Here is a 23,585-nt window from a genome sequence, read left to right as displayed (position 1 = left end):
TTAAAGTTAACTTTTTCGCAACGGGGATGTGATATTGCTCACATTTCTTTTACCAGGTAATAGTCCAGAACTCTGCATGTTGCGGTGATCACGTCCTCCACATCCGATATGCAGCCCCGCCGCGCCCGAGGATACGGCCACGGCGTACCTGGCGCCAACGTAGCGGGCCACCGCTTCTTCAAAGCGCTTCACCATTTCTCCGCTCCCCAGTTGTCCCCCCCGCAACACCTCGCTAACTGCACGGATATCTTCTTCATTAATGGAAGACCCGGCCAGGGGCAATAGCCGGTCCCGCACCGGCCTGCCGCCGGCGATTGCTGGTTTGTCCGCCATATTGAACGGGCTGTTTGCCCTTCCCCTCCCCACGTAAAAAAATTATTACGACCAGGCCTGCTCATGGTCGGAACTTATTACACCCATGATACCAACGCGTTTAGAAACCCGCAATACTCCGGCGTTTTACGGGTGGCACCCCGGATGGTGAGGTGAGCACCCCTATTGTGGACTTGCTTAAAATGAAATTATTTTTGTAGGTTGGCCAAATATATTGTTGCAGGTATTTTCGCAACAAAGCAAGAAAAATAAATATGTTACCCGGTCCACAAAAAAATGCCGGGGCGGTAATTTTACCGCGCGGCATGACAAGGAGAGTGATTATCTTGCCCATTGCGCAAAAAATAGAAGGATTTTTGTCCGCCTCGTCATGGATCCGCAAAATGTTTGAAGAAGGCGAAAAGCTGCGTAAAATATACGGTGCGGACAAGGTCTACGATTTCACCCTGGGCAACCCGAACGTGGAGCCGCCCGAAAGCTTCCACCGGGAGCTGCTGAAACTGGCCACCAACCCGGTGCCGGGGATGCACAGGTATATGAGCAACGCAGGTTACGTGGAAACCAGGCAGGCCATTGCCGGCGTGCTGGCGGAGGAAACGGGAAAACCCGTCAAGGCGGACCATATCGTGATGACCTGCGGCGCCGGCGGCGGGCTCAACGTGGTCCTAAAAACGCTGCTTAACCCGGGCGAGGAAGTGCTGGTTCTCACGCCTTATTTCGTGGAATACCGTTTTTACGTGGACAACCACGGCGGCAGAATCCGGGAAGTACCCACGCTGCCGGACTTCCAGCCGGACCTGGAGGCCATAGCCGCAGCCATTGGGCCTCAAACCAGGGCTCTGATCATCAACTCGCCCAACAACCCAACCGGCGTGGTTTACCCGGCCGAAACGCTGGCCGCCCTGGGACGGTTGCTGGAGGAAAAGGAACGGGAACTGGGCACTACCATTTACCTGATTTCCGACGAACCGTACGCCAAAATCGTCTACGATGGAGTTACCGTGCCAAACGTGTTCAGTCATATCAGGAACTCCATCATAGTAACCTCGCACAGCAAGGACCTGGCCTTGCCCGGAGAGCGCATCGGGTACGTCGCCATCAACCCGGACATCCGGGACGCCGCGCTTATTTTCGAGGGCCTGGTTTTCTGTAACCGCACCCTTGGATTCGTCAACGCACCCGCGTTGATCCAGCGCCTGGTTACCCCGTTGCAGCGCGAAAGCGTTAATATTGACGGTTACAGGGAAAAGCGGGACCTGATTTATAACCACCTGACCGAACTGGGGTTCGAGATGGTCAAGCCTCAGGGCGCGTTTTACTTTTTCCCGCGCTGTCCCATCGATGACGACGTGGAATTCGTCCGCCGGGCGCAAAAATACAACCTGCTACTGGTCCCCGGCAGCGGGTTCGGAAAACCAGGATATTTCCGGCTCTCTTACTGCATCGACAGGCAAATCATCCATAACTCGTTCCCGGCCTTCGCCGAACTGGCGCGGGAGTTTAATTTGCCGCAAAAGTAAAACTAAATGCCTTTTCCAAACCACCGGAGCGCCCGGTAGAAAAAGCAGGCCATTTGACTAAAACCCGTACTTCTTCTGCTTGGTGGTCAAGTTATTGGGCGGTGTCTTGTAGGGATTTTGCCGCAAGGCCTCGCCCTTTTCATCCTTGTCCCACAGTTCGCGCGGGGATTCCTCGCGCACCAGCTCGTATTTGAACGTTTTCTTGTCATCCTTCATTTCATTCCCCACCTTGTTGTTTTTTAATATTCTCCCTGAATAACAACCAGCCCATACAATGAAAAAATCCCCGCAGCTTTAAAACGGGGATTGACCCGGTACCTCATTCTTCCTCGGTCAACAGGATCAGTTTTTCATGCATGTGCAGGTTCAGTTGCTCCAGCACCTTTTCCAGCGATTCTTTGTCTTTCAACTTAAAGCCGTTTTCCCAGCGTTCAATCAAATATTTGATAAATTCCATATAACCGTTAATCATAGTTAAAGTGTACAGGTCCTTGAAACGGTTGTTGCTTTCCGGCTGGCACTTGCGCTCGGGCGTGTTTTTATGTGACAGCGTAAAATTGGAAAGCGTGTTATTGTCCCTGGTCCAGGTAAGGATTCCTTCGTGAACCGCAACTTCCTCCCCGCATACATCGCAAACAAACCTGGACATTGGCGCCCTCCCCCTTAGAAAAAAAGATATTATAATTCCTCTATGTTATAATATATCATAACACCAACATGCTAACCAGAACCTAAATCAGGTAGTGACAATCTTTTTAACCATCACGGAGGCTATTAAATGAGATACTGGTATATTGAAGACGCGGGCGGTGGCTGCAGGGCTTTTTCAGAAGTGCTGGTGCTTGTCTGTGAAAATCCCCGCCGGATTTATAAGAGTTTTCTCCCCCTGACCTGGGACCGTAACGTTACAATGGAGGAAATGGCCCGCCGCAAAGTAGTGGAAATGATGCGGAAAGCGGAAGTCACCCGGGACGACTACCTCTACGTTTGTTCCGGCAATATTTTTTACGGCCTGCACAGGTGGCTGACCGAAAACGGCTACCGCTGGGAAACCGTTAAAATGGACGGCCTGGCCCACGAGATTGCCGAAACGGCCTTCCACCGCCAGATCATCGCCGCCGGCTTTCCGGCGGAAATCAAACTGGAGGATCGCAATTACAGGGATTTTTACCGGATGGTGGATAGGTGGCTGAAAGAAGATCCCAGCCGCAGCCGTTTTTTCAAGGACATGGAAGTGCGCCGCAAACCGGAACAATTGCGCTACCTGTTAAAGGGCAACTCCGCCCACACCCGCCTTTGCTCGCGCTGCCGAAAAAAGATTTTGCCCTACACTCCCATTGTCCAATACCGTTACAGGGAAAACGGCAAAAAAAAGAACTGTTATTTCCACCCCGCCTGCTCGCCCGTCAGGCCGCATAAAAACAAGCTGGAACAGGTTCGCGTGCTTTGGAAGGGTAACCCGGTGGAGGGTGTGGTTTTACCGGTCCGCCAGGCGAAGCCCTGCATGGTGTGCGGAGTGGAGATCCCGGCCGGTCCCAAAGCCCTGCATGCCCGCAGCGGCAAGGAACTTGTCTTCGGACACCCGGAATGTTTCGTCAAGGCTGGTGATAATTCACAGCGCGAGGATTAATTTGGGGGTAAAATCAAGGTAATCGGCACTGGTCAGGTAAAAGTTGATGCCCCAGGCCCGGTCGGGCAGCCTGTACCGGCAGGCCTGGGCATGCAGGTGACCGTATACCACGGTTTCCACTCCGTATTTTTCGAACAGCTCGATAAACCCCGAATATTCATGTTTCTCATTGGTGGGCATATAATGCATCATCACAATTTTTCGACCCGTACCCGCGCTGCGCAGCGAATTCTCCATCCTGATCAATTCGCGGCGGTAGATTTTTTCGTCCTCTTCTTTGAAAAACGAACCGTTGGGACAAATCCACCCCCTGGAACCGCATATATTTATACCCGCCAGGGCGGCATGGTCGTTTTGGATCAAGGCCACGTTGGGCGGCACCGCCGCCCGAACCCGGGAAATGCTTTGCCACCAGTAATCGTGGTTGCCCTGCACGCAAATGATCCGGCCCGGCAATAACCCCAAAAATTCCAAATCCGGGCGGGCTTCCTCCAGCCGCATGGCCCAGGAAATATCGCCCGGCACAAGCACGACATCTTCCTTGGTAACTACCCGGCGCCAGTTTTCATAGATCCTCCGGGCATGATGGCGCCAGGACCGGTCTATTACTTCCATTGGCTTGTACTCCGCATTTTCATCCCATTTATCGACGTTCACGGGCTTGCTGAATGACAGGTGCAGGTCGCCGATGGCAAAAATCCTCAAAACTTATCCTCCTAATATAGATCAAAAATATCCCGCGGCAGGGAGGTGATATTTTGAATGAATACAAGCTTGTTACCATGGTCGAAACTAAAGAATACGTTTATATTCGCTTATTTATCAACGGCATCCTGGTCAACCCGGAAGGACTGATCCGCCTGAAACACGAGGAACTGGACCGGCTGTTCCGGGACCTGTTTAAAGGCTCCAGGGGCAGGTGCGTCCGGTTAAAGTGCGTGTACTCCTAAGCCAGAATGTTACTTTCTACCGGGAGGGTGCTTATTCCTGCCTTAAAATAATTGTATTATAATTATTATTTACATGACCGTGCTCCACGTGCAGTAAACAACAAGATATAATTACAAAAGTATTAAGAGGATATACCTTGGAAATGATTTCAGGGTATATCCTCTTTTTTTTGGCACCGAAAACGCCAAAGCCGGGAAAAATTTTTGGAGTTGCCATGTACAGCAACTCCAAACCGCGTGCTTTATTTACTTCTCGAAGCCAACTCCGCCAAAACCAAAGAAGCCTGCGCCGAATACCAGCAGAACCAGGATCAGAAAGAGGATAAAAGCAGGATAGAAGCTAATACCGCCAGCCATTGAAAATTCCTCCTTTTTAATATTTTTTACTGCATAAACGTAGCCAGCCAGCGCGTTAATGCCGCCAGTTAATCATTACGTCTACAAGATGAGTTGCCAACCGGTTACTTCTCGAAACCTACGCCGCCGAAGCCGAAGAAACCTGCGCCGAATACCAGCAGAATCAGGATCAGAAAGAGGATAAAAGCAGGATAGAAGCTAATACCGCCAGCCATTGAAAAATTCCTCCTTTAATATTTTTTTATCGCATTAAACGCACTTATTTAGTGCGCCATGCTGCAACTTTGGTGTTTCTTTTCGCCCTATATCTACATGCTATTCAGAAACATTTTGAAGTGTTACCAGGTTATAGATTTTTTGGGCTTGCCCGGTCAATGTACCACTGTACGTCGGCTACATTTACATGCTATTCACCAATTCCACAAAGTGTTACTTACCCGGTTGTTCTATTACATCACCGCTACAGCCCGTTAAATGCCAACCGGCCCGGCAGCAGGGGGTAAAAATACTTCTTAGACAAGTAACAAATTGCCTCAGACACTATATTATGGTAATAAACAAAGGGGGGATTAAAATGGGTTATGGTTTCGGTCCCGCGCCCGCTCACGGGCCGGCTAAAAAAGGTTTCACACCCAAAAAGGACGCCGCACCCGGTTCCGGGTCGCCAAAAAAAGGCGCCTCACCTAAAAAGGGAGTCGCACCCGGCAAAAGTGGCAAGAAAGGGGCTTAACATTTAACAAAACAACTCGCTTGTAACATCCACCGGCGTTGACAACAAAACTGTAAATACCCCGTGCACTAAATCCACGGGGTATTTATATATAAAGATACCCGGGGAAAAACCCTGGTATCTTTATAGAATCCGTTTTAAGTAAGGTCACGCCGGTACACCCGGTAGATTTTTGTAACATCGCCACCAAATATGGGTTTTATGATCACCCTTTTGACAGTGTCATTGCTTTCGGCGACCTGGGAAGCCTCTCCCTCAGTGTAGCCCAGTCTCCGGCATATTTTATAAAATACTCCCAACCCTTGCCTGTGCAAGCCTTTTTTTCTGAATTCGGGCACAATTCCGGCGACAGCCAGCCTAACTTTTCCACCAGTGCCATCTTTCTTGGGCTTTTTATAAGGAATAGATAAAAACATGGCTGCCGGTTTTCGGTCAACTTCAATAATAAGAAATAAACTGCGCGGAATATGCTGCCCCGCTCCCATCATTAATCCCTGGACATCACCAAGGGACATGGGGATAAAACCCCACATTTCCGAAAAAGCCTTATTATAAATTTCCTGGATTAACCTGGCGTCCCTCAACCCGGGATTCACCGGCCGTATAACTACATTTTCCAACCGTCCTTTTTTTTCAAACGCATGGGGAATTGTTTCAGGCAGCTTCCAGCTAAAACATTCCAGATCCTGTATTTTAACCAACCCCGCTTCTTCCAACAAGTTTTGATAATAGGGGGGGTTATAAGGAAGCTCATTTTGCATTTCCTTGTCAAAACCTTCAATTAATATTCCCACTTGCTGGTTGGTATTTAAAGTTGCGGGACCCACCATGACGGTTTTATTTTGCTTTTTCAGCCACCCGGCCGCCGCGTCTAGAAGAGATCCCGCCACCTCCGGGCTGTCAACACATTCGAAAGAGCCGAAAAAACCTTCTTCCGGCCGCGGGTTCAAACTATCAATAGATGCGGTTATTCTTCCTACCGGCTGCCCCTCCTTGATCGCTACAAAATTGGCGAACCGTATATGTTCCAATCCCGGGTTGAACAAGGGCGAAAACCGGGCACTGGTCATAAAACTGGCGGCTGAAGGCGGGACAGCCTTCTCACCGTAAACTTTGTATGGCACTGCCAAAAATGCCTGCATGCCGGCGCTATTGCCAACCCTTTTAATCTCGATATTCATGATTTTCCCCCATCATATTAATTTTCCCACCCATTGCCTCATCTCCGCATCTGATCTTTAAAACTATATTTCATGCTATTCACAAACTTTTATTGATGATACACTTTAAACTTGTAACACATTTCATCCGTAGCTATATTATGGGTAAAAAAGAAAACAAACCGGGTTATGACAGTAACTTAAGGTAAAAAAATACCCGGGTAATTAATGCCCGGGTACACTTTTGTAAAGGAGGTCGCGTAAATTGGATTTTTCCATTAACGCCAATCCTTATGTATTATTCTTAATCCTGATCCTGCTGATCCTTAGCACAGAAAATCAAGCGAAGGCAGAATTGATAAAAAAGGCAAACCAAACGCATTGTGTCGCACGGCCCACGTCTTATGGCCGGCAAGCGCCCGCAAGGCTATGGCAATCAACTAACAACCCTGTGATTTAAACGCAGCTGCCAGATATATCCCGGCCATTTTCAGGGTGACCGGGCCGGGTTTCCCGTTGCCCACAGGCAAATCATCCAGCCTGGTAACCGGCATTATCCCCATTAAGGAATTGGTAATGAAACACTCCTCCGCCCGTTGCAGTTCCAAGCGGGTAAAATTTACTTCTTTGCACACCAGACCGGCTGTTGCCGCGCCTTCAATTACCAGGCGACGGACGATGCCCGGCAGCAACCCCGCTTCCACCGGGGGCGTCAGCAGTTCGCCATTTCGCACCATAAATATATTACTCACCGTACCTTCCGCCACCCGGCCGCTGGTGTTCAGGAAAACCCCCTCGTCATATCCCCGGCGGCGCGCCTCGAGACGTCCCAACAGGTTTTCCAGGTAATTGGCCGTTTTGTGTTTAACCAGTGGAGACCTTTCGTTGCGGGGAAAATGCAGGGTCATTAATGAAACCCCTTTCTCATACTGGTCTTTCCTGTAAGGTATGGCTTCCCGCACCGATATTATACTGCAACCATCCTCTTTTACGCCGGAGCCGGCGGTGACAGTCAGGCGCAACACACCTTCAATTACGCCTGAGCGGCCGACTGCGTCACAGCACAAAGCCGCCAAGGCGGCACGCCCACCGGGTAACCTTATGCCAAGCTCGGATGCCGAACGGTCTATTCTCTCCAGGTGGTGGAAAAGCAGCATGGGTTTGCCGTTTTTCACCAGCATGGTTTCGAACAGGCTATAACCGTAAAGCAACCCCCTATCCTTTATACTTACCCCCGCCGTTACAGCAGAGGCGGGTTTGCCGTTAACCAGGTAAAATTCGCGCAAAAAACCACCCTCTTTTTAAACTTGTTGCTCCAACGCGGCTTCCAAACCAAGCGCTCTAGCCAGGGCCCTGGCTTTGTCCAGGGTTTCTACGTATTCCTTGTGCGGGTCCGAGTCGGCGGTAATGCCTCCGCCAACCTGGAAGTAAAGTTTGCCACCGCGGGCCAGGATGGTTCTGATTACAATATTCAGATCCGCTCGCCCGTCGAAACCGATGTACCCGATGGAACCCGTATAGATGCCACGGCGTACCGGCTCCATCTCCTCGATGATTTCTATAGCCCTTATTTTAGGCGCGCCGGTAATGGAACCTCCCGGAAATGAGGCGGCCAGCAGGTCGGTGATGTCCTTGCCGGGTAGCAGACGGCCCTCAACTGTGGAAACCAGATGAAAAACCGTGGCATATTCCTCCAGGCGATAAAGCTCCGGCACCCTGACCGAGCCAATCTCACAAACCCGGCCCAGGTCATTGCGTTCCAGATCCACTATCATCATCAACTCCGCCCGGTCCTTCTCACTGTGCCACAGTTCCCGGCGCAAACAATCATCCTCTTCGGGTGTCCGTCCCCGGGGCCTGGTACCTTTTATGGGCCGCGTTTCCACTTTATTCCCTTCCAACTTTAAAAAACGTTCAGGTGATGCGGATAGTACCTCGATCTCACCACAGGACAAAAAGGCGGCAAACGGGGCGGGATTGATGTCCCTTAACCTGCGGTATAATTCCCAGGCATCAACGGTTTGCGGCGCGGAAAAACGCTGGGTCAAGTTCACTTGGAAAATGTCTCCGGCAAAAATGTATTCAATAGCCCGCCTCACCATTTCACAATAGCGCCCGGGAGTAAAATTGGAAACAAGCAATGAAGGATCTTTCCGGGTGTTATCCTGTTCCCGGCGCAAGCGCGGCCCGGGAGTTCCACGTAAATATTCCTCCAGATTGTTCAGCCGCAGCAATGCCCGGTCCACAGCAGCGGCTCCCCGCTCCGGCAGCCCGGTGGATATGATAAATACCTCGCTGGTCCGCACATCCACCGCCACCAAGACGTCATAAAACCCGAGAAAAAGATCGGGGGTTTGCAGATCATCAGCAGCCAGCACCGGGATTTTTTCAAACTGCCTGCCCAGGTCATAACTAAAAAAACCGACCGCCCCGCCATTAAAGGGAAACAAACCGCATTCCGGCGGCATGGCAAACCGTGCCAGCAGGTTTTTCAGCACTGCCATTGGCGAACCGTAAAAAGTGGAAACCCTGTTTCTCTCTTTCAGGGTAATTTGCCGTCCCTTGCTAATCATTACCATAAAGGGGTCCGCCCCCACAAAAGAATGATGCCCCAGGCCGTTGACCAGCATGCCGGTATCCAGTAAAAACGGGTAGGGTAACTCTTTAATCCTCTCGAATATTTCCGGCGCACCCGGCTGCACGGACAGTTTCTTATATACAGGCAATTTATCCGGCATAAAGCATGTCCCCTTTAATGGTTTGCAGGTAATTGGCCAGAAGTTTTTTACCGTAAGTAGTTAAAATCGATTCCGGGTGAAATTGAACCCCTTCCACCGGCAAGCGGCGGTGCCGCACCCCCATGATTTCCCCTTGTACAGTGCGTGCGGTAATCTCCAGGCAACCGGGCAGGCTGCCGTTTTCCAACACCAGCGAGTGATAGCGACCCACTTGCATGGGATTGGGCAGGCCGGAATAAATACCCCTCCCGGTGTGCGTAATCCATGAAGTTTTACCATGCACCGGCCTTGGCGCCCGCACCACCTTCCCCCCCAGTGCCTGTCCGATCACCTGGTGTCCCAGGCACACGCCAAAGATGGGGATTTTTCCGGACAAGCGGCTGACCAGCTCCAGGCATACACCCGCCTCGTCCGGCGTGCACGGCCCCGGTGAGAGAATAATGCATTCCGGAGCCATTTCCTCCACATCTTCCGCAGTTATCTCATCATTTCGATAAACGTTTACCTCTTTGCCCAACTCGGACAAATACTGGTACAGGTTGTAGACAAACGAATCATAATTATCAATGAGTAAAATCATGTTTACCCCCCCCTTTTGGGAAATAAAAAAAACCAGCACAAAACGCTGGTTCTCACCCCGTGTCTCCGAGTCGTCTAATCTCTTCCACCTCAACCAACTCCACTCAGCTCAGCTTTCAGTTGTCGGGAATATGTTAATACAACATTGCTTAATCTGTCAATACCCTGCTAAAAATCGCTGGTCCGGCCGGAGACCATTACCGGTACGCCACATTCCAAGCCTGAACGAACTGGAGAAAAACTCCTCCCAAGTGGCACTTGCTTGCGGTGATGAATATCATATAATTATAATTCTTAATACGCGTTAATACGAGGTGTTTATAGGTGGAGTCCAATCAAAAACGTGAAAACATTAAATACCCGTATTATACCTGTGATTCCAGCGAAAATAACCCGAATCTCCATTACCAAGCCATGGAACTGAGCCCCGAAGTATTGCAGCTCATTACCCGGATTTTTTTCGCCGTCACCAGGGAGTTTATAAATTACTTGGAAAGCAAGTCCATTGGATATTTTAATAAACCCAAATAAAATAACCCCTATCGTTGGTGAAGGGGTTACTTTACTTTGCTGCTTAAACAACACTTCCTTTGGCCGAGTTTGAATCACTTACATCTTGGTCGTTAGCTATGTTCAAGGGCGCTATAGTGGTTGTTAGGTCCCCGTTTTGCTCGCCAAAGCCCTGGTTGCGTTTAGTTGAAAGATAAATATCAACTTCCTGAACAGGACCAAAGCTAAGTATGGAATTACGCTCAAGCAGGTTTACCTTAAAACCAAGCAAGTTGACCACCACAGGTGAAAATATGACCAAATTATCAGTCCTCCTAAAAATCAAGTAACGGCAACCCCGGGGGTAAGGATTTTTTCTGGGAAGGCGAGTCGATCAGGTCTTTATCATCAACGATACTTTGGGTGCCGATAAACCCGCTTTTATCTCCATAATTTTGACCGAATCCCTGGTTTCTCTTATCAGAATTAGTCCAATCCACGAGATAATTTTGTCCCACGTTGAAAGCTGATGCATTTTCAATGGAATTAATTTTTATAAAAAAAATATTAATTGTAACAGGTGACATTTTGACCCCCCCGGTATATTTTAATATATGCAACTGCTGAACAAAAAAATCACCTGCCTCGGGAGGCGAGGATTAATTGGATATGGATAAATTATTGCGCTGGCGGGATTTGGCCCAAAAAATGCACGGTCGGGATTTCTGGTCCGCAGTGTTTGACAGCCCGCAAACAAAAGATTTCATGTCCAGTTTTTTAAAGACTTTTGACGCGGAGTCCAACTATCCGCGCGCGGATGTTTATCAAAAAGAAACCGAGATTGTAGTATTAATTGAAATACCGGGTATACGTAAAGAGGACGTACAACTAACCGTTACGGGAGATCGCTTGCAAATAAAAGGAACTGTGCATCCTCCCTATCCCAAACATACCAATGTAACTACGGAAAGGTTTTACGGCCCTTTCGAACGGACAATTCAGCTTCCGGAAATCGTTCAAAAGGAAGGGGTTTCGGCAAAGTTTGTCAACGGCCTGTTGGAAGTGCGTTTGCCGCGTGATTTAAAAGCAACCGCAACAAGCATAAATATAGAATAAAATTTTCCAAATGTAGGGGTCAGCATGTCATGTAAAATTATAGAAAAAATTAAGGGTTTTGCGGATTGCTTGTGGCAATTAATTTTTGGTGATGACCGGGATATTATTGAGAAAAGAGTCTGTGAACTGGAAAAAAAGGTTCAAGATTTGGAACAGCGCTGCAACCAGGAACATGCAAAAATTCACCCCCCCATTGTGATAGAGCAGTTTTACGTCGAAAGAATAGTGGTTGATAAAGTTGAACATACAAATAATTTTGGTTCGCTGGGGATCAAAGAATTAAGCGGAATGCTCAACATCGGCGCCAACTACGGCATTGGAACCGCACCTAAGGGTAAGGAAAAGAAAGATCTGGACACCCAGCCCCCGGTAAAAGAAGGCAAAGAGGAAAAAAAGAAAAAACAATCCCACCAGGGCACAGGCCCCAAATTAACCATAAATTACAAGGAAACACCGGGTGGAAAGCAGGCGGATAAAAACGGTAAAACAATAGTGAAATAAAAGAGAAATACCAATGATAATGCCCGGGAACTTTTAACTATTCCCCTCCATCAATCATACTATGGTTATAAATTCGATCAGAGGAGGAATTATTTTGGCTCTGCCGTTTCCAATTATAAATTTCGGGCCGTTCAAAATTAACGTGGTGCAAACCGGTGCTTTGATAAATATGTCACCCGTCAACATACCGGTAGGGGTTAACAGCCATAACAAGACTAACAGAATGGGAGATAATTTCGGGGATGTTTCTTGCACTTCGACACTTGCTCCCATCCTGGTGGATCAGGATATATTTGATTTTCTGTCGAGTGACAGTGATTTAATCGTATAATTATAATTATAATATAATGCTTTGGAATGGTAATTATGAGAAATTTTCTTCCGTGTCCGGTGATTAATATTGGTATTATAAAGATAAATGTTGTTCAGACCGCATCCATGATTAATATTGGAATAAACCTGCCCATGGAAACCAGTAGCTATAACAAGATAAACCGTGGTGTCGGGGATAATTTTGGGGATTATGCCGTGGTACCCGCCAGCAAAGTGTACTTTTCCGACAACGACCGGGAGGATTTCCAGGTGCATGACGGCAACATTGCCAATGTTTTGGGCTATAAAGCTAAATAGGGCTGCCAATATTATCACCCTTCAGCCAAACTTAGGAAAAGCCGAGGATGGTCTTCTTAACCTATCCCCGGCTTTTCTTTTATAAGATTTCTTTTAAACGCAGCATGGGAAACAAACGTATAAAAACAGCAATAACGATAGTGGAATTATAAGGAAACATCATTATTGCAAAAATGTAAATACATAAAATGAAATACCGTCACATGGCAAAATAATTGGCGCCCCTCCATGGGGCGCCTGTTAGTTGTACAGATTACTTGGGGCTACTTCCTGCTTCAAAACCAACGCCGCCAAAGCCGAAGAAACCTGCGCCGAACACAAGTAACACCAGAACCAGGAAGAGAATAAATGGAGGGAAGAAATCAACAAAACCCGGTACTGGTGCCGGTGGTACCGGAAATCCCGGAAACGCCATGAACACATTCCTCCTTAACAAGTTGTATTTTGGGGCCCCTAGCTAAATAATATGCTCACCTGGTAGAAAGTGTTAATACATGAACCAACAATGTCACACTCGAAAATATAATTGGCACCCCTCCTCGGGGTGCCCGCTGATTGTGCAGAATACTTGCCACTACTTCTCAGCCTCATAACCGATGCCGCCAAAACCAAAGAAACCTGCGCCGAACACAAGCAGTACCAGAACCAGGAAGAGAATAAAAGCAGGGAAGAAATCAACAAAACCCGGAATTGGTGCCGATACTGCCGGGGGAACTGCGGGAAACGCCATTAACAATCCCTCCTTAAATATATAAGTTTTTGCAGTAGCCTGGTTTATAGTATGTTATCCTGGTGAAAGGTGTTACTAAGACATGGGAAAACAGTATAAAAAACAGTCTACAGGGATTTAATTGATTTAAACTGGCACCAATTCCAACACCATAAAATAGACTGGAAGAGGGGCATACCGGAAGGGCAGAAATAACCCCCGGCTGAATGCTTATGTAAAGAATGGTATACCGGCGCAGAAAAAGATTTATCAACACAAGGCAAAGCTTGCATCTTACAAGGGGGATTTAAATGGATAGTAAAAATGAATTATCCCAGGTTAAATCAAATATGACCCGGGCAATGGCTTTAATTAAAGAGGCAGTGGATACCAGTTTGCCGCTTTTAAAAAACGAACAAAAAAGAGCAGTAATCCATCTCTGGGAGAAATTTTTAGGTGAGTTTTTCTTTCATGTCAAAAAGAAAGGCCGGGAAAGCGGTTCCAACCTGTTCTCACATATTTCTTTGTGGCGCATCCGGGCTAAATAGAATTCTTCGCAAGCTTAATTGCCCTTTTTTCTTGTTTGACCACATGAAAAATGCCTCGCCGGGGCGAGCGGGGCTTTGCGCCATAATTATTCATCAATGGTTGCTGGAAGAACTAAAAGTAGCAACTTTCAACCTGGCGCTTTAGCGAAGTGATAATTAAAAAAAATACCCCGCGAGGGGGGTGCTTTACATTCCCTTTTCTTATTTGACTTAGTTAATAAAGCCAAAGAAGAAGGGGAATAAGAAAAAGAAAAACAAGAATGGGAAAAAGAATAACAATGGGAAAAAGAATGGAATCCCCGTAGTTTTAGCCTTGCCGCCAGGAGTAGCTCCGTAGCCCATAAATACATACCTCCCGTTTCAAAGGTTTTTTTAGATACTTCATAGTATTCAAATATAATGGGAGGTGTTACCAAGACTCGCGAAAAAAACCAAAAAGCGGCAGATTCCCACCGCCAAAATTATACCCCGCCTCAGCTGCAAGGGGTATTTGCATGACACTCCGGGCGGGTTAAAACCGCCGCAGTTCGCTGCGCAGGAGGTTGATCACAACCTGATCGGTGGGAAAGGCCAGCGGCGGTATATCGGATAGTTCAAAGTAAGCCACCCTGTCAAGGTCGTCCCCGGCTACAGGCTCACCCCCGGTCACCCGGGCCCAAAACCAGATGCCGACGGTGTGGTTTTCGGGATCATGGAAGTTGGACTGTACAGTAAATACCCGCACTATATCAATATCCAAATTGGTTTCTTCTTTAAACTCCCTTTTGACGGCATTGTACACATCTTCTTCATATTCCACATAACCGCAGGGAATACACCACAGCCCGCCGTACCTGCCCCCTTTCCGGCGGCCCAGTAAAATCTGGTTCTGATCATTGACGACGACGGCAGCCACGCCCACTACCGGGTTTTCATATAAAACATATGCACACAAAACGCAGGTCAACCGGGGTCGTCCCCGGTGATCAAGGTAATCCAGCTTTCCCCCGCACTTGGGGCAGTAAAAAAACCTCTGCTTTCTTTTGGATGACAAAAGATCACTCCCGCCTCCCAACAGCGACACCCCAAAAGGCGCCGAGAATATATTCTCTCATATCACATCACCCGTAATATAAATTCCACAACCATTTTCATTTGCCTGCCGAAAAGTAAAAAAACCAACCTTTCGATGCGGGCTGGTTTTGTTATAAAAACTGCTTTTTTCACTGCAGTGCATTAGCCAGGCACATCCACTTGGCCGAAACACCGTTTAACCGCTGCAGGTCATTAACCAGCAATTGCGCTTCATCAGCCTGTGTCTCCATAGTTAAAGTAATTATCCCACGATCCTTGGTCGGGTCGGGTATACCGGACCTGCTGATGATCTGCGAACCATATCTGGTTATTACCTGTTGCACTTCCGGAGCCTGGCTGGCCCTGTTTTCCACAAGAATCCCCACTATGCAAATATCCCTTGGCATAAGATTCCTCCAGAAAAGATTGGTTAAAATTATTATGTATTGGGCCGGTTAAAAATATTCAAATCCGTACCAGCCATTGTTGAAGTTGCGAATATTCGTAAAGCAAATTGGCAACGATTGAGAGGAGAATCCTCCCGGTGCGGGCAAAAAATCAACCCCTACCATTATTGTAGGGGTTGATTTATGTCAGCATGTTTTTACATTTTTCTATGCTGAACTGGCTTAGCCCCGGGCACCCGCCGGACCACCGGTAAATGCATTTGCTGCATTTATCACATATTTTGACTCTTTTCTTCGCCGCCATATTTCCACCTCCTTACAGTAAATATCTTACTTTATTTTTATACCCTCTTGGTTAACATGTTATAAAAAATATGTTACGTTTTTGTTAAAATCTAAAGTTATTGTTGTGCAATAATTTTTTCCATGGATAACACATCTCTCATTTTAGGCCGCTGTAAAAGAAAAAACTCCCGTTAAATCAAGGAGTTTACCAGTATACCTTCTACTGTGCTACGAAAATTTAAAATTATTCTCATCCAGTTTCAAAATATGGGCTGCGGCAACCATTTTGGCGTACAACACATCCGGCGTCTGTGTTTTGGCCAGCTCGGCCTGTCCCTTTACGGAAGCGTTGCCCCTGACGCAGTTATAAAGTTCATCACTCAGCGTATTACGTGATTCCTCAAACTTCGCGAAACTAATGGCGGCCGAGAAAACGTCGCGCAGTAAATTCCTCTCCATTTCGGGATCAAACTCGGGCAAATAAACCATATTACCCCTATAAATCTCAATCAACGCGGCAAGCAAATACCGGGAGTCATTATTTTTCCGGGTGTTTTCCATCGGTTCAGCTCCTTACTCAGTTACTTTATTTATTAACACTGCATCAATATTATATATTCCTTTAGGCATTAAGGTAAATATGCCATCCTAAACACGCTACCCTGTTAAATTACCTGCAACATAATTATGTTAGAGTTGGGGGATGATGCCTTACGAAGATATAAGCTTTCAACTAATCGACACCCCGCCGGTTACCGCCGGCATGATGCCGGCCGGGTTGGCGGGGGTTTTGCAATTTAAATCAACTGAGAAGATTGATCTTTGAGATGGCCCAAGTCATTAGAGTGTATACCAAGGTGCCCGGCAAGGAACCGGATATGACCAGGCCGTTTGTATTACCCCGGGGCAGCACGGTGCTGGACCTGGCCGTTTCCATTCACAAGGATTTCAGCAAAACTTTGAAAAACGCGCGCATCTGGGGTTCCGCCCGCTTTGACGGGCAGAGCGTACCCAGGGAATATATTTTGCAAGATAAGGATATTGTGGAACTGCATGTTTAAGTAAGAGCACATTTGGCATTCATACCTTTCCAGAGAGCGGTCAAACTATATTTACAATAGTTTGTTGCAGACTGGAAAGGGGTTGTCGTTTAATGACCATAAAAATCGGTATCAACGGTTTCGGTCGCATCGGGCGCAACGTTTTCCGGGCGGCTTTAAACAACCCGGAAGTGGAAGTGGTGGCGGTCAACGACCTCACCGATGCCAGAACGCTGGCCCACCTGTTAAAGTATGATTCAGTGCACGGCGTTCTTAATGCCGATGTCAGGGCGGAGGAAGGCAGTTTTTCTGTAAACGGGAAAAAGGTACGGGTTTTGGCCGAAAGGGACCCGGGAGCATTGCCATGGGGCGAACTTGGCGTAAGCATGGTTGTGGAATCCACCGGGCGCTTCACCAAGGGGGAAGAAGCCGCAGCACACCTGCGGGCCGGGGCCAGGAAAGTGGTGATCAGTGCTCCGGGTAAAAACGTGGATACCACCATAGTAATGGGCGTGAACCACAACCAGTATAACCCGGAAAAGCATAATATCGTGTCAAATGCCTCGTGTACCACCAACTGCCTGGCTCCCGTCGTCAAGGTGCTCCACCAGCGGTTTACCATTAAACACGGGATGATGACCACGGTACATTCCTATACCAACGACCAGCAAATCCTGGACCTGCCGCATAAAGATTTGAGGCGGGCCAGGGCCGCCGGGGTTTCCATCATCCCCACCACCACGGGCGCGGCCAAGGCCGTCGGGCTGGTTATTCCCGAACTACAGGGCAAGCTTAACGGCCTGGCCATGCGGGTGCCCACACCCAACGTTTCGGTGGTGGACTTTGTCGCCGTGGTGGAACGGCCCACATCGGTCGAGGAGGTCAACGATGCGCTACTCGCAGCAACAAGAGGTGAACTGAAAGGGATAATGGCTTTCAGTGACGCTCCGCTTGTTTCCAAGGATTATTACGGTGACTCCCACTCATCCATTGTTGACGGACCCTCAACCATGGTACTGGATGGTAACCTGGTCAAGGTGCTGGCCTGGTACGACAACGAATGGGGCTATTCCTGCCGGGTGCTGGACCTTGTGCTGTACATGGCCAAACGGGAAGCGGGCAGCGTGCCCAAGATCACCTGGACCGGCATTACCCGGGAAAACATGTACCGCAGCGTCACCGCGGCGTACGTGCCGCATAGTACCGGGTAACATTTTTCCGGACAGAACCGGTAAACTATTTGGGCCAATTGACAAAGGGGTTGGAAGCGAAAAATTCCAACCCCTTTTTTAAAAAACTTTCCTTCAAGCTTCATAAGATACAAAGTTTTCACTGGTTTTTTAAGCCGCCGAAGCGGCGCTCCCGCCTCTGGTAATCAACCAGAGCACTTAATAAATGCCGGCGCCGGAAATCGGGCCAGAATTCATTGGTAAGCCAAATTTCAGTGTATGCCAATTGCCAGAGCAAAAAGTTGCTGATCCTGAAATCACCTGACGTCCGGATCAATAAGTCCGGGTCGGGCTGCCCGGCGGTATACAAGTGATCCGCCACCGTCTGAAGATCAATACGGCTGGCCTTTAATCGCCCCTCTTCCACGGCGGAGACGATGGCCCGAACAGCCTCGGTTATTTCCAAGCGCCCCCCGTAATTCAAGGCCAGGTTTAATATTAACCCGCAATTGTCCCGGCTGCGCTGAGCAGCCATGGCGAGAGTTTCCCGGGCTAATTGAGGCAATTCCTCCCATATGCCGATCGGGTTGACCCGGACACCTTTTTTACATAACTCTTCAATTTCTACGTTTAAAAATTCAACCAGCAAATTCATTAGATTCTCTACCTCTACCCGGGGCCTGTTCCAGTTCTCGGTGGAAAACCCGTAAACCGTGAGCACCTCAATTTTTAACTCGCAACAGATGTTTACTATCTCTTTGAGCGATTCCACACCGGCCCGGTGGCCGAAAGAACGTGGCAGTCCCCGCTTTTGGGCCCACCTGCCGTTGCCATCCATTATAATGGCTATATGCCTGGGCAGCTTTTGCCTGTCGATAATTTTTAACAAGTCTTGCTCTTGCGGCTGTGCTTCAGCTTGCTCATAACAGGCAGCATGATTTTCCATTATCATTTAGCCCCCCTGCTTAACAATTAAATTTCCGAAATTTTACCGGCGCCTGAAAAAGTTCCTGTTATCAGTGCCAATAATTAGTAATGGTGGATAACATATAATATGTAATATCGCGGTGGAATGCTTAACCAAAGTAAAACAAAATTAATATCTGGCATATTATGTTATTATCATCCAAACCGGGCATTTTGGGAAAAATATGAAAGGAAGAGCAAATAGAGATGATTAAACACGTCATTTGGGATTTTGATGGAACGATAGTTGATTCAAGATATCTGGCCGTAAAATTGCTTAACGAACTAGCCGAAAAATATAAGTTTCACAAAATAAAAGAATCGGAATACGAGTACATGCGATCCTTATCTATCCTGGAAAGATGCAAGGTTATAGGAGTACCTTTGTATATGATCCCCATACTTGCAGTCGAGCTAAAAAGAAATTATCAAAAATCAATAGGTTCGTTAAATACCTTTAAAGGGGTTAAGGATACCATTAGAAAACTTAAAGAAAAGGGGTTTGGGCTCAGCATTATATCCTCAAACTCAACCGGTAATATTAGTGATTTTTTAAAGAAAAACAATATCGATATTTTCGACGGCATTTATTCTTCAAGCAATTTTTTGGGCAAAGAGAAGGCCATTCAAATGTTTTTGCGCAAAAACAACCTAAAACGGGAAGAGGTTGTTTACATCGGAGATGAATGCAGGGATATTGTTGCATGCCAAAAAAATAACGTTAGGATTATAGCCGTGCCCTGGGGTTACGATTCCAAAAATTTATTAATCAAGGCAAAACCTGATTTTATCGTTAGTAACCCCCAGGAAATCGTCAATTTAATTACCTTTCAGGGATAAAACAGTTTCGTCACGCATGTCTAGCCATCACGCTCCATAACATGCAACTTCCCGGGGGATGCCGGCACGCGCGGTGGTAAATAAAAAAGACCGGGAACATCTCACGGCCTTCAGGTTTGAGTTAAAATGTGATAAAATTTGCATAAAGTAGTTTGGGTGAACAAATGAAAAAGAGTCGCTATAACATTTATTCCGAACACTTAATTAAAAAATTCGGCGGGAAAGTATATAAGCTACCGGTTAACCTGCCCGGCACATGTCCCAACCGGGACGGCACCCTGGGGTTTGGCGGCTGCATTTTCTGTGACGAGCAGGGATCCGGGTTTGACGCCCTGCCCAACACGCTGACGGTGTGGGAACAGTTGCGCCGGAACAAGGATTTTTTTCGCCGGCGGTTCAACGCCGAAAAGTTTATTGCTTATTTCCAGGCTTTCACCAATACTTACCTGCCGCTGGAACAGTTCGCCGCCAACATCGGGGCGGCCGCGGCGGAAGAAGACATTGTGGGCATATCCGTATCCACCCGCCCCGATTGCATCAACGAAGATTACCTGAATGTATTAACCCGGGTTCGGGATGAAAAAAACCTGGACATCAATATTGAGCTGGGCCTGCAAACGGTCAACTACCACACGTTGCGTAAAATAAACCGGGGCCATACCCTGGCGGAATTCCTGGACGCGGTGCTCCGCATCCACCGGAGGCAATTTGAAATTTGCGCCCACCTCATTTTAAACCTTCCGTGGGACGATATGCAGGACGTGATTGAAAACGCCAAAATCATTTCGGCCCTGGGCGTGCGGTATGTCAAACTGCACTCGCTGTACATCGTCCGGGGCACCAAACTGGGCGACATGTATGAACGCGGTGAAATCCGGCTGATCTCACTGGAGGAATATGTGCGGCGGGTGATCACCTTTTTGGAATATCTCGACCCGGAAATAGTTATCCAGCGGCTGGTGGGTAAAGGCCCCAAAAATGAAGTGCTATTTTGCAACTGGGATGCCAGCTGGTGGAAAATAAAAACCGAACTGGAACGGTTACTGGAAGAGGAAGACACCTGGCAGGGCAAGAAATTCAATTACCTGAACGGGTGCCGGGCCTTGCGCCGTTGGGATTAACGGCAGCCTGCCCGTGCTTTATTTAAAAACTTCGGGATTGTCGCCCAAAAGCACTTTAACCAGTTCTTTCACTTTTTCATTGGTCACCTTGTAATAAACCTCGGTGCCGTTGCGCACCCCGTCCACAATGCCCTGCGCCCGCAGAATAGCCAGTTGCTGGGAGACGGTGGATTGAGGCAGGGCCAGGCAATCCTTCATTTTGTTCACGTTGCAGGTATCGTTCAACAGACCGGCAACAATGCAGAGGCGGGTGGGGTGGGCGAGCGCCTTGAGCAGCCTGGCCGGTTCTTCATAATTTGTTAGATTCTTCAATTGCCAACACTCCCGAGCATCTTTTGTAAACTAATATATTATAATATTATGTTTAAAACAATACTATTTTATAAATCTTTGCCTGATGGCATCAACTTCTTCAACTTTTAACAACACCAGCACCAGCAAATAAACAATTCCCGCCGCCCCCACCGCCAGCGTCATGCCCAGCAGCTGCCCGGCCAGGGAAAGCCCCGGGGCGAAAAGCCCGGCATACCCGCCCGCCAGCCGCAAGACGAGGGCGAAAACCAGGGTGGCAACGATTATTTTCAACTGGTCCGTTGCCTGTCGCCGCCAGTCAAACCCCGGAAGACGGCCGGGCAGGAAAACCAGGAAAAATACCACGGTGACGAAAAACCCGGCAGTGTTGCCCAGGGCCAGGCCGGCATGCTGCATCCGCCCGACCAGCAGGTAATCCAGACCAATATTGACCGCCAACCCGGCCAAACCCGCCCACAGCGGCAGCATGGCGTCGCGCAGGCTCAAAAAAGTGTAGGTTAGTACGGAATTGGCCGACATGGCCGCCACGGACAGGGCGTAAAACCACAGGGCGGTCGCGGTGGCGGTGGTGGCCGAGGCGTCAAAAGCCCCGCGCTCGAACAACAGGCGTACCACCGGTACGGCCAGTACCATTAACAGCACCGAACCGGGGTAGGTCACCAGCGCCACCAGCCGCAGGCCCATGGCGGTCCTGTCCCGCAGCGACTGCATGTCCCGCCGGCCCGCGGCGGCGGCCAGTGCCGGAAATAAAACCGATGAGACAGCCGCCGTAAACATACCGTAGGGCAGTTCGCGCACCCGGTTGGCAAAATTAAGGGCGGCGATGCTGCCCTCCGCCAGATGGGAACCGAACCAGCGGTCCACGAACACGAATCCCCTGGCGGCCAGGGTGGTAAGAATCACCGGAACCGCCAGCTGTAGTACCCGGCGGGCATCCGGGTCCTTAAGATCCACAAGCGGGCGCAGGGGGATGCCGAAGCGCCTCATCGCCGGCAAATTATACACGTAAAATACCAGCGCCCCCGCCAGTGTGCACCAGGCCAGCCCCGGCCCCATGTACTTGGCCAGTGGAATGATCATCACTAAAAAAATTACGTTTTGCCACACCGGCGCCAGCGCGGGAACGGTAAATTCCCGGTGGGCGTTAAGCGCCGCCTTGGCCAGAAAGCCAATGGTTAAAAATATTGTGGACGGCAGCATGATCCGGGTGCATAAAAGAGCCAGCCGGCGGGCTTCCCCGGTGAAACCCGGGGCCAGTAAATCCACCACCCGGGGGGTGAAGATCAAACCCAGCAGCGTTAAAACGCTAACCAGGGCGCCGGTAAAATAAAAAACCGTGGAGGCCATGCGGGCCCTGTTTTGATCTTGAAGCCTTCCCGTATAAATAGGCAGAAAGGCGTTTCCCGCCGAAACACCGAGAATATAGGAAAAAGTAAACGGGATGGTGGCCGCAACCACGAAGGCATCCGACTGCGCCGATGTGCCCAGCAGCGCAGCGATCACCTGCTCCCGCACAAACCCCAGCACCCTGCTGGCCACAAATAAAATTAACAATATTGAAGAAGCCTTGATGAACGTTTGCTTTGACATATACTTAGAATAATCATATTCATCTTTCTTGGCAAGGGGGGAGATCGCCATATATCCGCAAACACACGTTTACTTTGCCGAGATGGTGCTGGGCCGCACCTCGGACGCCATCACGCTGGGAAGTCTTTTCCCTGATATGGTGATCAGCTCGAAACTGAACCACGCCCGGGCCCACAGTATGGGACAGGAATTGTTTTACCTCCTGAGGGATAACCAGGAGTTGGCCGATTTTGCCCGGGGCGCCATATCACACGGTATCTCCCCCTGCGGCCTGGACTACTTCGGAGATGAAAAATACCCGGGCTACGAGCGCGGCTACTGCTTTGAAAAGGGCCGCGCGCTGGTGGCGGAAACGATTGAGGCGTGCAATATCCCTCCCCAAATGGGCTGGTGGAAAGCGCACAATATCGTGGAAATGGGTATCGAACTGCGGGTCAGCGCCCTTGATACATACGGGCGGACAATTCGCCGGGCCTTTAACAATCAAGAACTGATTGATAAGCTGGGCGACATCCTGGCGGGGCTGACGGGAAACGACGCCCGGCACCTAAAATCACGCATTTCGGGGTTCTCCGGGTATATCGAGGTTTTCCGCGCCACACCCCAGTCCCTGGCCAACAAATACCGGATCCAGATGTTTGCCCGGCATCGCATCAATATCAATACCGCCAAAGTGGCCCGGCTGATTGAAGCCGCCGCCGAGCGGGTTGAGGACGATCTCGAGCACTTTTTCCTGTTTGCCAACAACAAGGTGCTGCTGGAACTAACAAACCTTGAACGCCAGATTATAAATAACTCATTTAGAAGGTGAA

36 protein-coding genes are annotated in these 23,585 nt (G+C 48.8%); 16 read left to right on the top strand and 20 right to left on the bottom strand.

The features are described from left to right. Positions 1–6: 6 nt before the first annotated feature. Complete coding sequence (locus IT084_RS04500) at positions 7–333, bottom strand: DegT/DnrJ/EryC1/StrS family aminotransferase (RefSeq protein ID WP_195711529.1); 327 nt, start codon at positions 331–333, stop codon at positions 7–9. Positions 334–659: 326 nt separating this feature from the next. Here IT084_RS04500 and IT084_RS04495 point away from each other — a divergent pair, with 326 nt between their 5' ends. After that, positions 660–1,853 (top strand): pyridoxal phosphate-dependent aminotransferase, encoded by a 1,194-nt coding sequence (locus tag IT084_RS04495; RefSeq protein ID WP_195711527.1) that lies wholly within the window; start codon positions 660–662, stop codon positions 1,851–1,853. A gap of 57 nt (positions 1,854–1,910) precedes the next feature. Here the strand turns inward: IT084_RS04495 and IT084_RS04490 are convergent, their stop codons facing one another. Further along, complete coding sequence (locus IT084_RS04490) at positions 1,911–2,069, bottom strand: hypothetical protein (protein ID WP_195711525.1); 159 nt, start codon at positions 2,067–2,069, stop codon at positions 1,911–1,913. A 103-nt stretch (positions 2,070–2,172) separates the two neighbouring features. After that, positions 2,173–2,502 carry a hypothetical protein gene (locus tag IT084_RS04485; protein ID WP_195711523.1) on the bottom strand — a complete coding sequence of 110 codons (330 nt, stop codon included), beginning with the start codon at positions 2,500–2,502 and terminating at the stop codon, positions 2,173–2,175. Between the two features lie 129 nt (positions 2,503–2,631). Between IT084_RS04485 and IT084_RS04480 the strand changes: the two genes are divergently transcribed. Further along, the gene (locus IT084_RS04480) at positions 2,632–3,483 is read left to right on the top strand and encodes a hypothetical protein (RefSeq protein WP_195711521.1); all 852 of its coding nucleotides are present in this window, start codon (positions 2,632–2,634) and stop codon (positions 3,481–3,483) included. On the opposite strand, the gene IT084_RS04475 is transcribed toward IT084_RS04480, so the two are convergent. Beyond that, complete coding sequence (locus IT084_RS04475; protein WP_195711519.1) at positions 3,466–4,188, bottom strand: metallophosphoesterase; 723 nt, start codon at positions 4,186–4,188, stop codon at positions 3,466–3,468. The genes IT084_RS04480 and IT084_RS04475 overlap by 18 nt on opposite strands. Positions 4,189–4,241: 53 nt before the next feature. Here IT084_RS04475 and IT084_RS04470 point away from each other — a divergent pair, with 53 nt between their 5' ends. After that, positions 4,242–4,433 (top strand): hypothetical protein, encoded by a 192-nt coding sequence (locus IT084_RS04470; RefSeq protein WP_195711517.1) that lies wholly within the window; start codon positions 4,242–4,244, stop codon positions 4,431–4,433. 1,224 nt (positions 4,434–5,657) lie between these two features. Here the strand turns inward: IT084_RS04470 and IT084_RS04465 are convergent. Beyond that, positions 5,658–6,701 carry a hypothetical protein gene (locus tag IT084_RS04465; RefSeq protein WP_195711515.1) on the bottom strand — a complete coding sequence of 348 codons (1,044 nt, stop codon included), beginning with the start codon at positions 6,699–6,701 and terminating at the stop codon, positions 5,658–5,660. 244 nt (positions 6,702–6,945) lie between these two features. Here IT084_RS04465 and IT084_RS04460 point away from each other — a divergent pair, with 244 nt between their 5' ends. Continuing rightward, entirely contained in the window at positions 6,946–7,140 is a 195-nt protein-coding gene (locus IT084_RS04460) for a hypothetical protein (protein ID WP_195711514.1), read from the top strand. Here IT084_RS04460 and IT084_RS04455 read toward each other — a convergent pair. From IT084_RS04455 to IT084_RS04445, 3 genes are read right to left on the bottom strand one after another with little or no spacing between them, the layout of a single operon-like run. Further along, entirely contained in the window at positions 7,121–7,966 is an 846-nt protein-coding gene (locus IT084_RS04455; RefSeq protein WP_195711513.1) for an aminotransferase class IV, read from the bottom strand. The two genes, IT084_RS04460 and IT084_RS04455, sit on opposite strands and share 20 nt — an antisense overlap. 15 nt (positions 7,967–7,981) lie before the next feature. Next, positions 7,982–9,418: an aminodeoxychorismate synthase component I gene (pabB, locus tag IT084_RS04450; RefSeq protein WP_195711512.1), complete on the bottom strand. Its 1,437-nt coding sequence runs from the start codon at positions 9,416–9,418 to the stop codon at positions 7,982–7,984. Then, entirely contained in the window at positions 9,408–9,998 is a 591-nt protein-coding gene (locus IT084_RS04445) for an aminodeoxychorismate/anthranilate synthase component II (protein ID WP_195711511.1), read from the bottom strand. The genes pabB and IT084_RS04445 overlap by 11 nt, the downstream gene beginning before the upstream one ends. Before the next feature lie 323 nt (positions 9,999–10,321). Here IT084_RS04445 and IT084_RS04440 point away from each other — a divergent pair, with 323 nt between their 5' ends. Continuing rightward, positions 10,322–10,528 carry a hypothetical protein gene (locus tag IT084_RS04440; RefSeq protein WP_195711510.1) on the top strand — a complete coding sequence of 69 codons (207 nt, stop codon included), beginning with the start codon at positions 10,322–10,324 and terminating at the stop codon, positions 10,526–10,528. Positions 10,529–10,571: 43 nt separating this feature from the next. Here IT084_RS04440 and IT084_RS04435 read toward each other — a convergent pair whose 3' ends face one another. Further along, entirely contained in the window at positions 10,572–10,808 is a 237-nt protein-coding gene (locus IT084_RS04435) for a hypothetical protein (RefSeq protein ID WP_195711509.1), read from the bottom strand. A gap of 13 nt (positions 10,809–10,821) precedes the next feature. After that, a complete protein-coding gene (locus IT084_RS04430) occupies positions 10,822–11,073 on the bottom strand; it encodes a hypothetical protein (protein WP_195711507.1) in 252 nt (83 codons plus the stop codon). 82 nt (positions 11,074–11,155) lie between these two features. Between IT084_RS04430 and IT084_RS04425 the strand changes: the two genes are divergently transcribed. From IT084_RS04425 to IT084_RS04410, 4 genes are all read left to right on the top strand, one after another. Then, positions 11,156–11,602, top strand: coding sequence for an Hsp20/alpha crystallin family protein (locus IT084_RS04425; protein WP_243276770.1), 447 nt, complete (start codon positions 11,156–11,158; stop codon positions 11,600–11,602). A gap of 24 nt (positions 11,603–11,626) precedes the next feature. Further along, on the top strand, positions 11,627–12,103 hold the full coding sequence (locus IT084_RS04420; protein WP_195711504.1) for a hypothetical protein: 477 nt from the start codon (positions 11,627–11,629) through the stop codon (positions 12,101–12,103). Between the two features lie 94 nt (positions 12,104–12,197). After that, positions 12,198–12,434 (top strand): hypothetical protein, encoded by a 237-nt coding sequence (locus IT084_RS04415; RefSeq protein WP_195711502.1) that lies wholly within the window; start codon positions 12,198–12,200, stop codon positions 12,432–12,434. 35 nt (positions 12,435–12,469) lie between these two features. After that, a complete protein-coding gene (locus tag IT084_RS04410) occupies positions 12,470–12,733 on the top strand; it encodes a hypothetical protein (protein ID WP_195711499.1) in 264 nt (87 codons plus the stop codon). A 253-nt stretch (positions 12,734–12,986) separates the two neighbouring features. On the opposite strand, the gene IT084_RS04405 is transcribed toward IT084_RS04410, so the two are convergent. Together IT084_RS04405 and IT084_RS04400 are read right to left on the bottom strand one after the other, a co-directional pair. Beyond that, positions 12,987–13,148 carry a hypothetical protein gene (locus IT084_RS04405; protein WP_195711497.1) on the bottom strand — a complete coding sequence of 54 codons (162 nt, stop codon included), beginning with the start codon at positions 13,146–13,148 and terminating at the stop codon, positions 12,987–12,989. A gap of 159 nt (positions 13,149–13,307) precedes the next feature. Further along, positions 13,308–13,463 carry a hypothetical protein gene (locus IT084_RS04400; RefSeq protein ID WP_195711495.1) on the bottom strand — a complete coding sequence of 52 codons (156 nt, stop codon included), beginning with the start codon at positions 13,461–13,463 and terminating at the stop codon, positions 13,308–13,310. 290 nt (positions 13,464–13,753) lie between these two features. On the opposite strand from IT084_RS04400, the gene IT084_RS04395 reads away from it, so the two are divergent. Further along, positions 13,754–13,990, top strand: coding sequence for a hypothetical protein (locus IT084_RS04395; RefSeq protein WP_195711493.1), 237 nt, complete (start codon positions 13,754–13,756; stop codon positions 13,988–13,990). Between the two features lie 210 nt (positions 13,991–14,200). Here the strand turns inward: IT084_RS04395 and IT084_RS18515 are convergent, their stop codons facing one another. From IT084_RS18515 to IT084_RS04380, 5 genes are all read right to left on the bottom strand, one after another. Then, the gene (locus IT084_RS18515; RefSeq protein WP_279327820.1) at positions 14,201–14,332 is read right to left on the bottom strand and encodes a hypothetical protein; all 132 of its coding nucleotides are present in this window, start codon (positions 14,330–14,332) and stop codon (positions 14,201–14,203) included. A gap of 169 nt (positions 14,333–14,501) precedes the next feature. Then, complete coding sequence (locus IT084_RS04390; protein ID WP_195711491.1) at positions 14,502–15,023, bottom strand: NUDIX domain-containing protein; 522 nt, start codon at positions 15,021–15,023, stop codon at positions 14,502–14,504. Between the two features lie 169 nt (positions 15,024–15,192). Further along, the gene (locus IT084_RS04385; RefSeq protein ID WP_195711489.1) at positions 15,193–15,450 is read right to left on the bottom strand and encodes a TM1266 family iron-only hydrogenase system putative regulator; all 258 of its coding nucleotides are present in this window, start codon (positions 15,448–15,450) and stop codon (positions 15,193–15,195) included. A gap of 181 nt (positions 15,451–15,631) precedes the next feature. After that, positions 15,632–15,754, bottom strand: a complete 123-nt coding sequence (locus IT084_RS18510; RefSeq protein ID WP_279327819.1) for a hypothetical protein — start codon at positions 15,752–15,754, stop codon at positions 15,632–15,634. 209 nt (positions 15,755–15,963) lie between these two features. Beyond that, entirely contained in the window at positions 15,964–16,296 is a 333-nt protein-coding gene (locus tag IT084_RS04380) for a hypothetical protein (protein ID WP_195711487.1), read from the bottom strand. A gap of 142 nt (positions 16,297–16,438) precedes the next feature. Between IT084_RS04380 and IT084_RS18505 the strand changes: the two genes are divergently transcribed. The 3 genes from IT084_RS18505 to gap all read left to right on the top strand — a co-directional run bounded on the left by IT084_RS18505 (position 16,439) and on the right by gap (position 17,986). Next, entirely contained in the window at positions 16,439–16,561 is a 123-nt protein-coding gene (locus IT084_RS18505; RefSeq protein WP_279327818.1) for a hypothetical protein, read from the top strand. A 1-nt stretch (position 16,562) separates the two neighbouring features. Then, complete coding sequence (locus tag IT084_RS04375; protein ID WP_243276757.1) at positions 16,563–16,796, top strand: TGS domain-containing protein; 234 nt, start codon at positions 16,563–16,565, stop codon at positions 16,794–16,796. Positions 16,797–16,888: 92 nt separating this feature from the next. Then, a complete protein-coding gene (gene gap / locus IT084_RS04370; protein ID WP_195711485.1) occupies positions 16,889–17,986 on the top strand; it encodes a type I glyceraldehyde-3-phosphate dehydrogenase in 1,098 nt (365 codons plus the stop codon). A 118-nt stretch (positions 17,987–18,104) separates the two neighbouring features. On the opposite strand, the gene IT084_RS04365 is transcribed toward gap, so the two are convergent. Beyond that, positions 18,105–18,890: an isoprenyl transferase gene (locus IT084_RS04365; protein WP_195711483.1), complete on the bottom strand. Its 786-nt coding sequence runs from the start codon at positions 18,888–18,890 to the stop codon at positions 18,105–18,107. A 227-nt stretch (positions 18,891–19,117) separates the two neighbouring features. Between IT084_RS04365 and IT084_RS04360 the strand changes: the two genes are divergently transcribed. Together IT084_RS04360 and IT084_RS04355 are read left to right on the top strand one after the other, a co-directional pair. After that, positions 19,118–19,750: an HAD-IA family hydrolase gene (locus tag IT084_RS04360; RefSeq protein ID WP_195711481.1), complete on the top strand. Its 633-nt coding sequence runs from the start codon at positions 19,118–19,120 to the stop codon at positions 19,748–19,750. Positions 19,751–19,914: 164 nt separating this feature from the next. Then, a complete protein-coding gene (locus IT084_RS04355) occupies positions 19,915–20,871 on the top strand; it encodes a TIGR01212 family radical SAM protein (protein WP_195711479.1) in 957 nt (318 codons plus the stop codon). An 18-nt stretch (positions 20,872–20,889) separates the two neighbouring features. On the opposite strand, the gene IT084_RS04350 is transcribed toward IT084_RS04355, so the two are convergent. Continuing rightward, the gene (locus tag IT084_RS04350) at positions 20,890–21,183 is read right to left on the bottom strand and encodes a helix-turn-helix transcriptional regulator (RefSeq protein WP_195711477.1); all 294 of its coding nucleotides are present in this window, start codon (positions 21,181–21,183) and stop codon (positions 20,890–20,892) included. A 63-nt stretch (positions 21,184–21,246) separates the two neighbouring features. Beyond that, positions 21,247–22,773 (bottom strand): murein biosynthesis integral membrane protein MurJ, encoded by a 1,527-nt coding sequence (murJ, locus tag IT084_RS04345; RefSeq protein WP_279327817.1) that lies wholly within the window; start codon positions 22,771–22,773, stop codon positions 21,247–21,249. A 28-nt stretch (positions 22,774–22,801) separates the two neighbouring features. On the opposite strand from murJ, the gene IT084_RS04340 reads away from it, so the two are divergent. Continuing rightward, positions 22,802–23,584, top strand: a complete 783-nt coding sequence (locus tag IT084_RS04340) for a hypothetical protein (RefSeq protein ID WP_243276756.1) — start codon at positions 22,802–22,804, stop codon at positions 23,582–23,584. Position 23,585 lies beyond the last annotated feature (1 nt).

The sequence above is a fragment of the Desulfallas sp. Bu1-1 genome, assembly GCF_015594625.1.
Taxonomy (GTDB): Bacteria; Bacillota; Desulfotomaculia; order Desulfotomaculales; family Desulfallaceae; genus JADNRQ01.
Note: the sequence above shows the minus strand (reverse complement) of the source record. Positions and strands in the feature narration are given on the sequence as shown.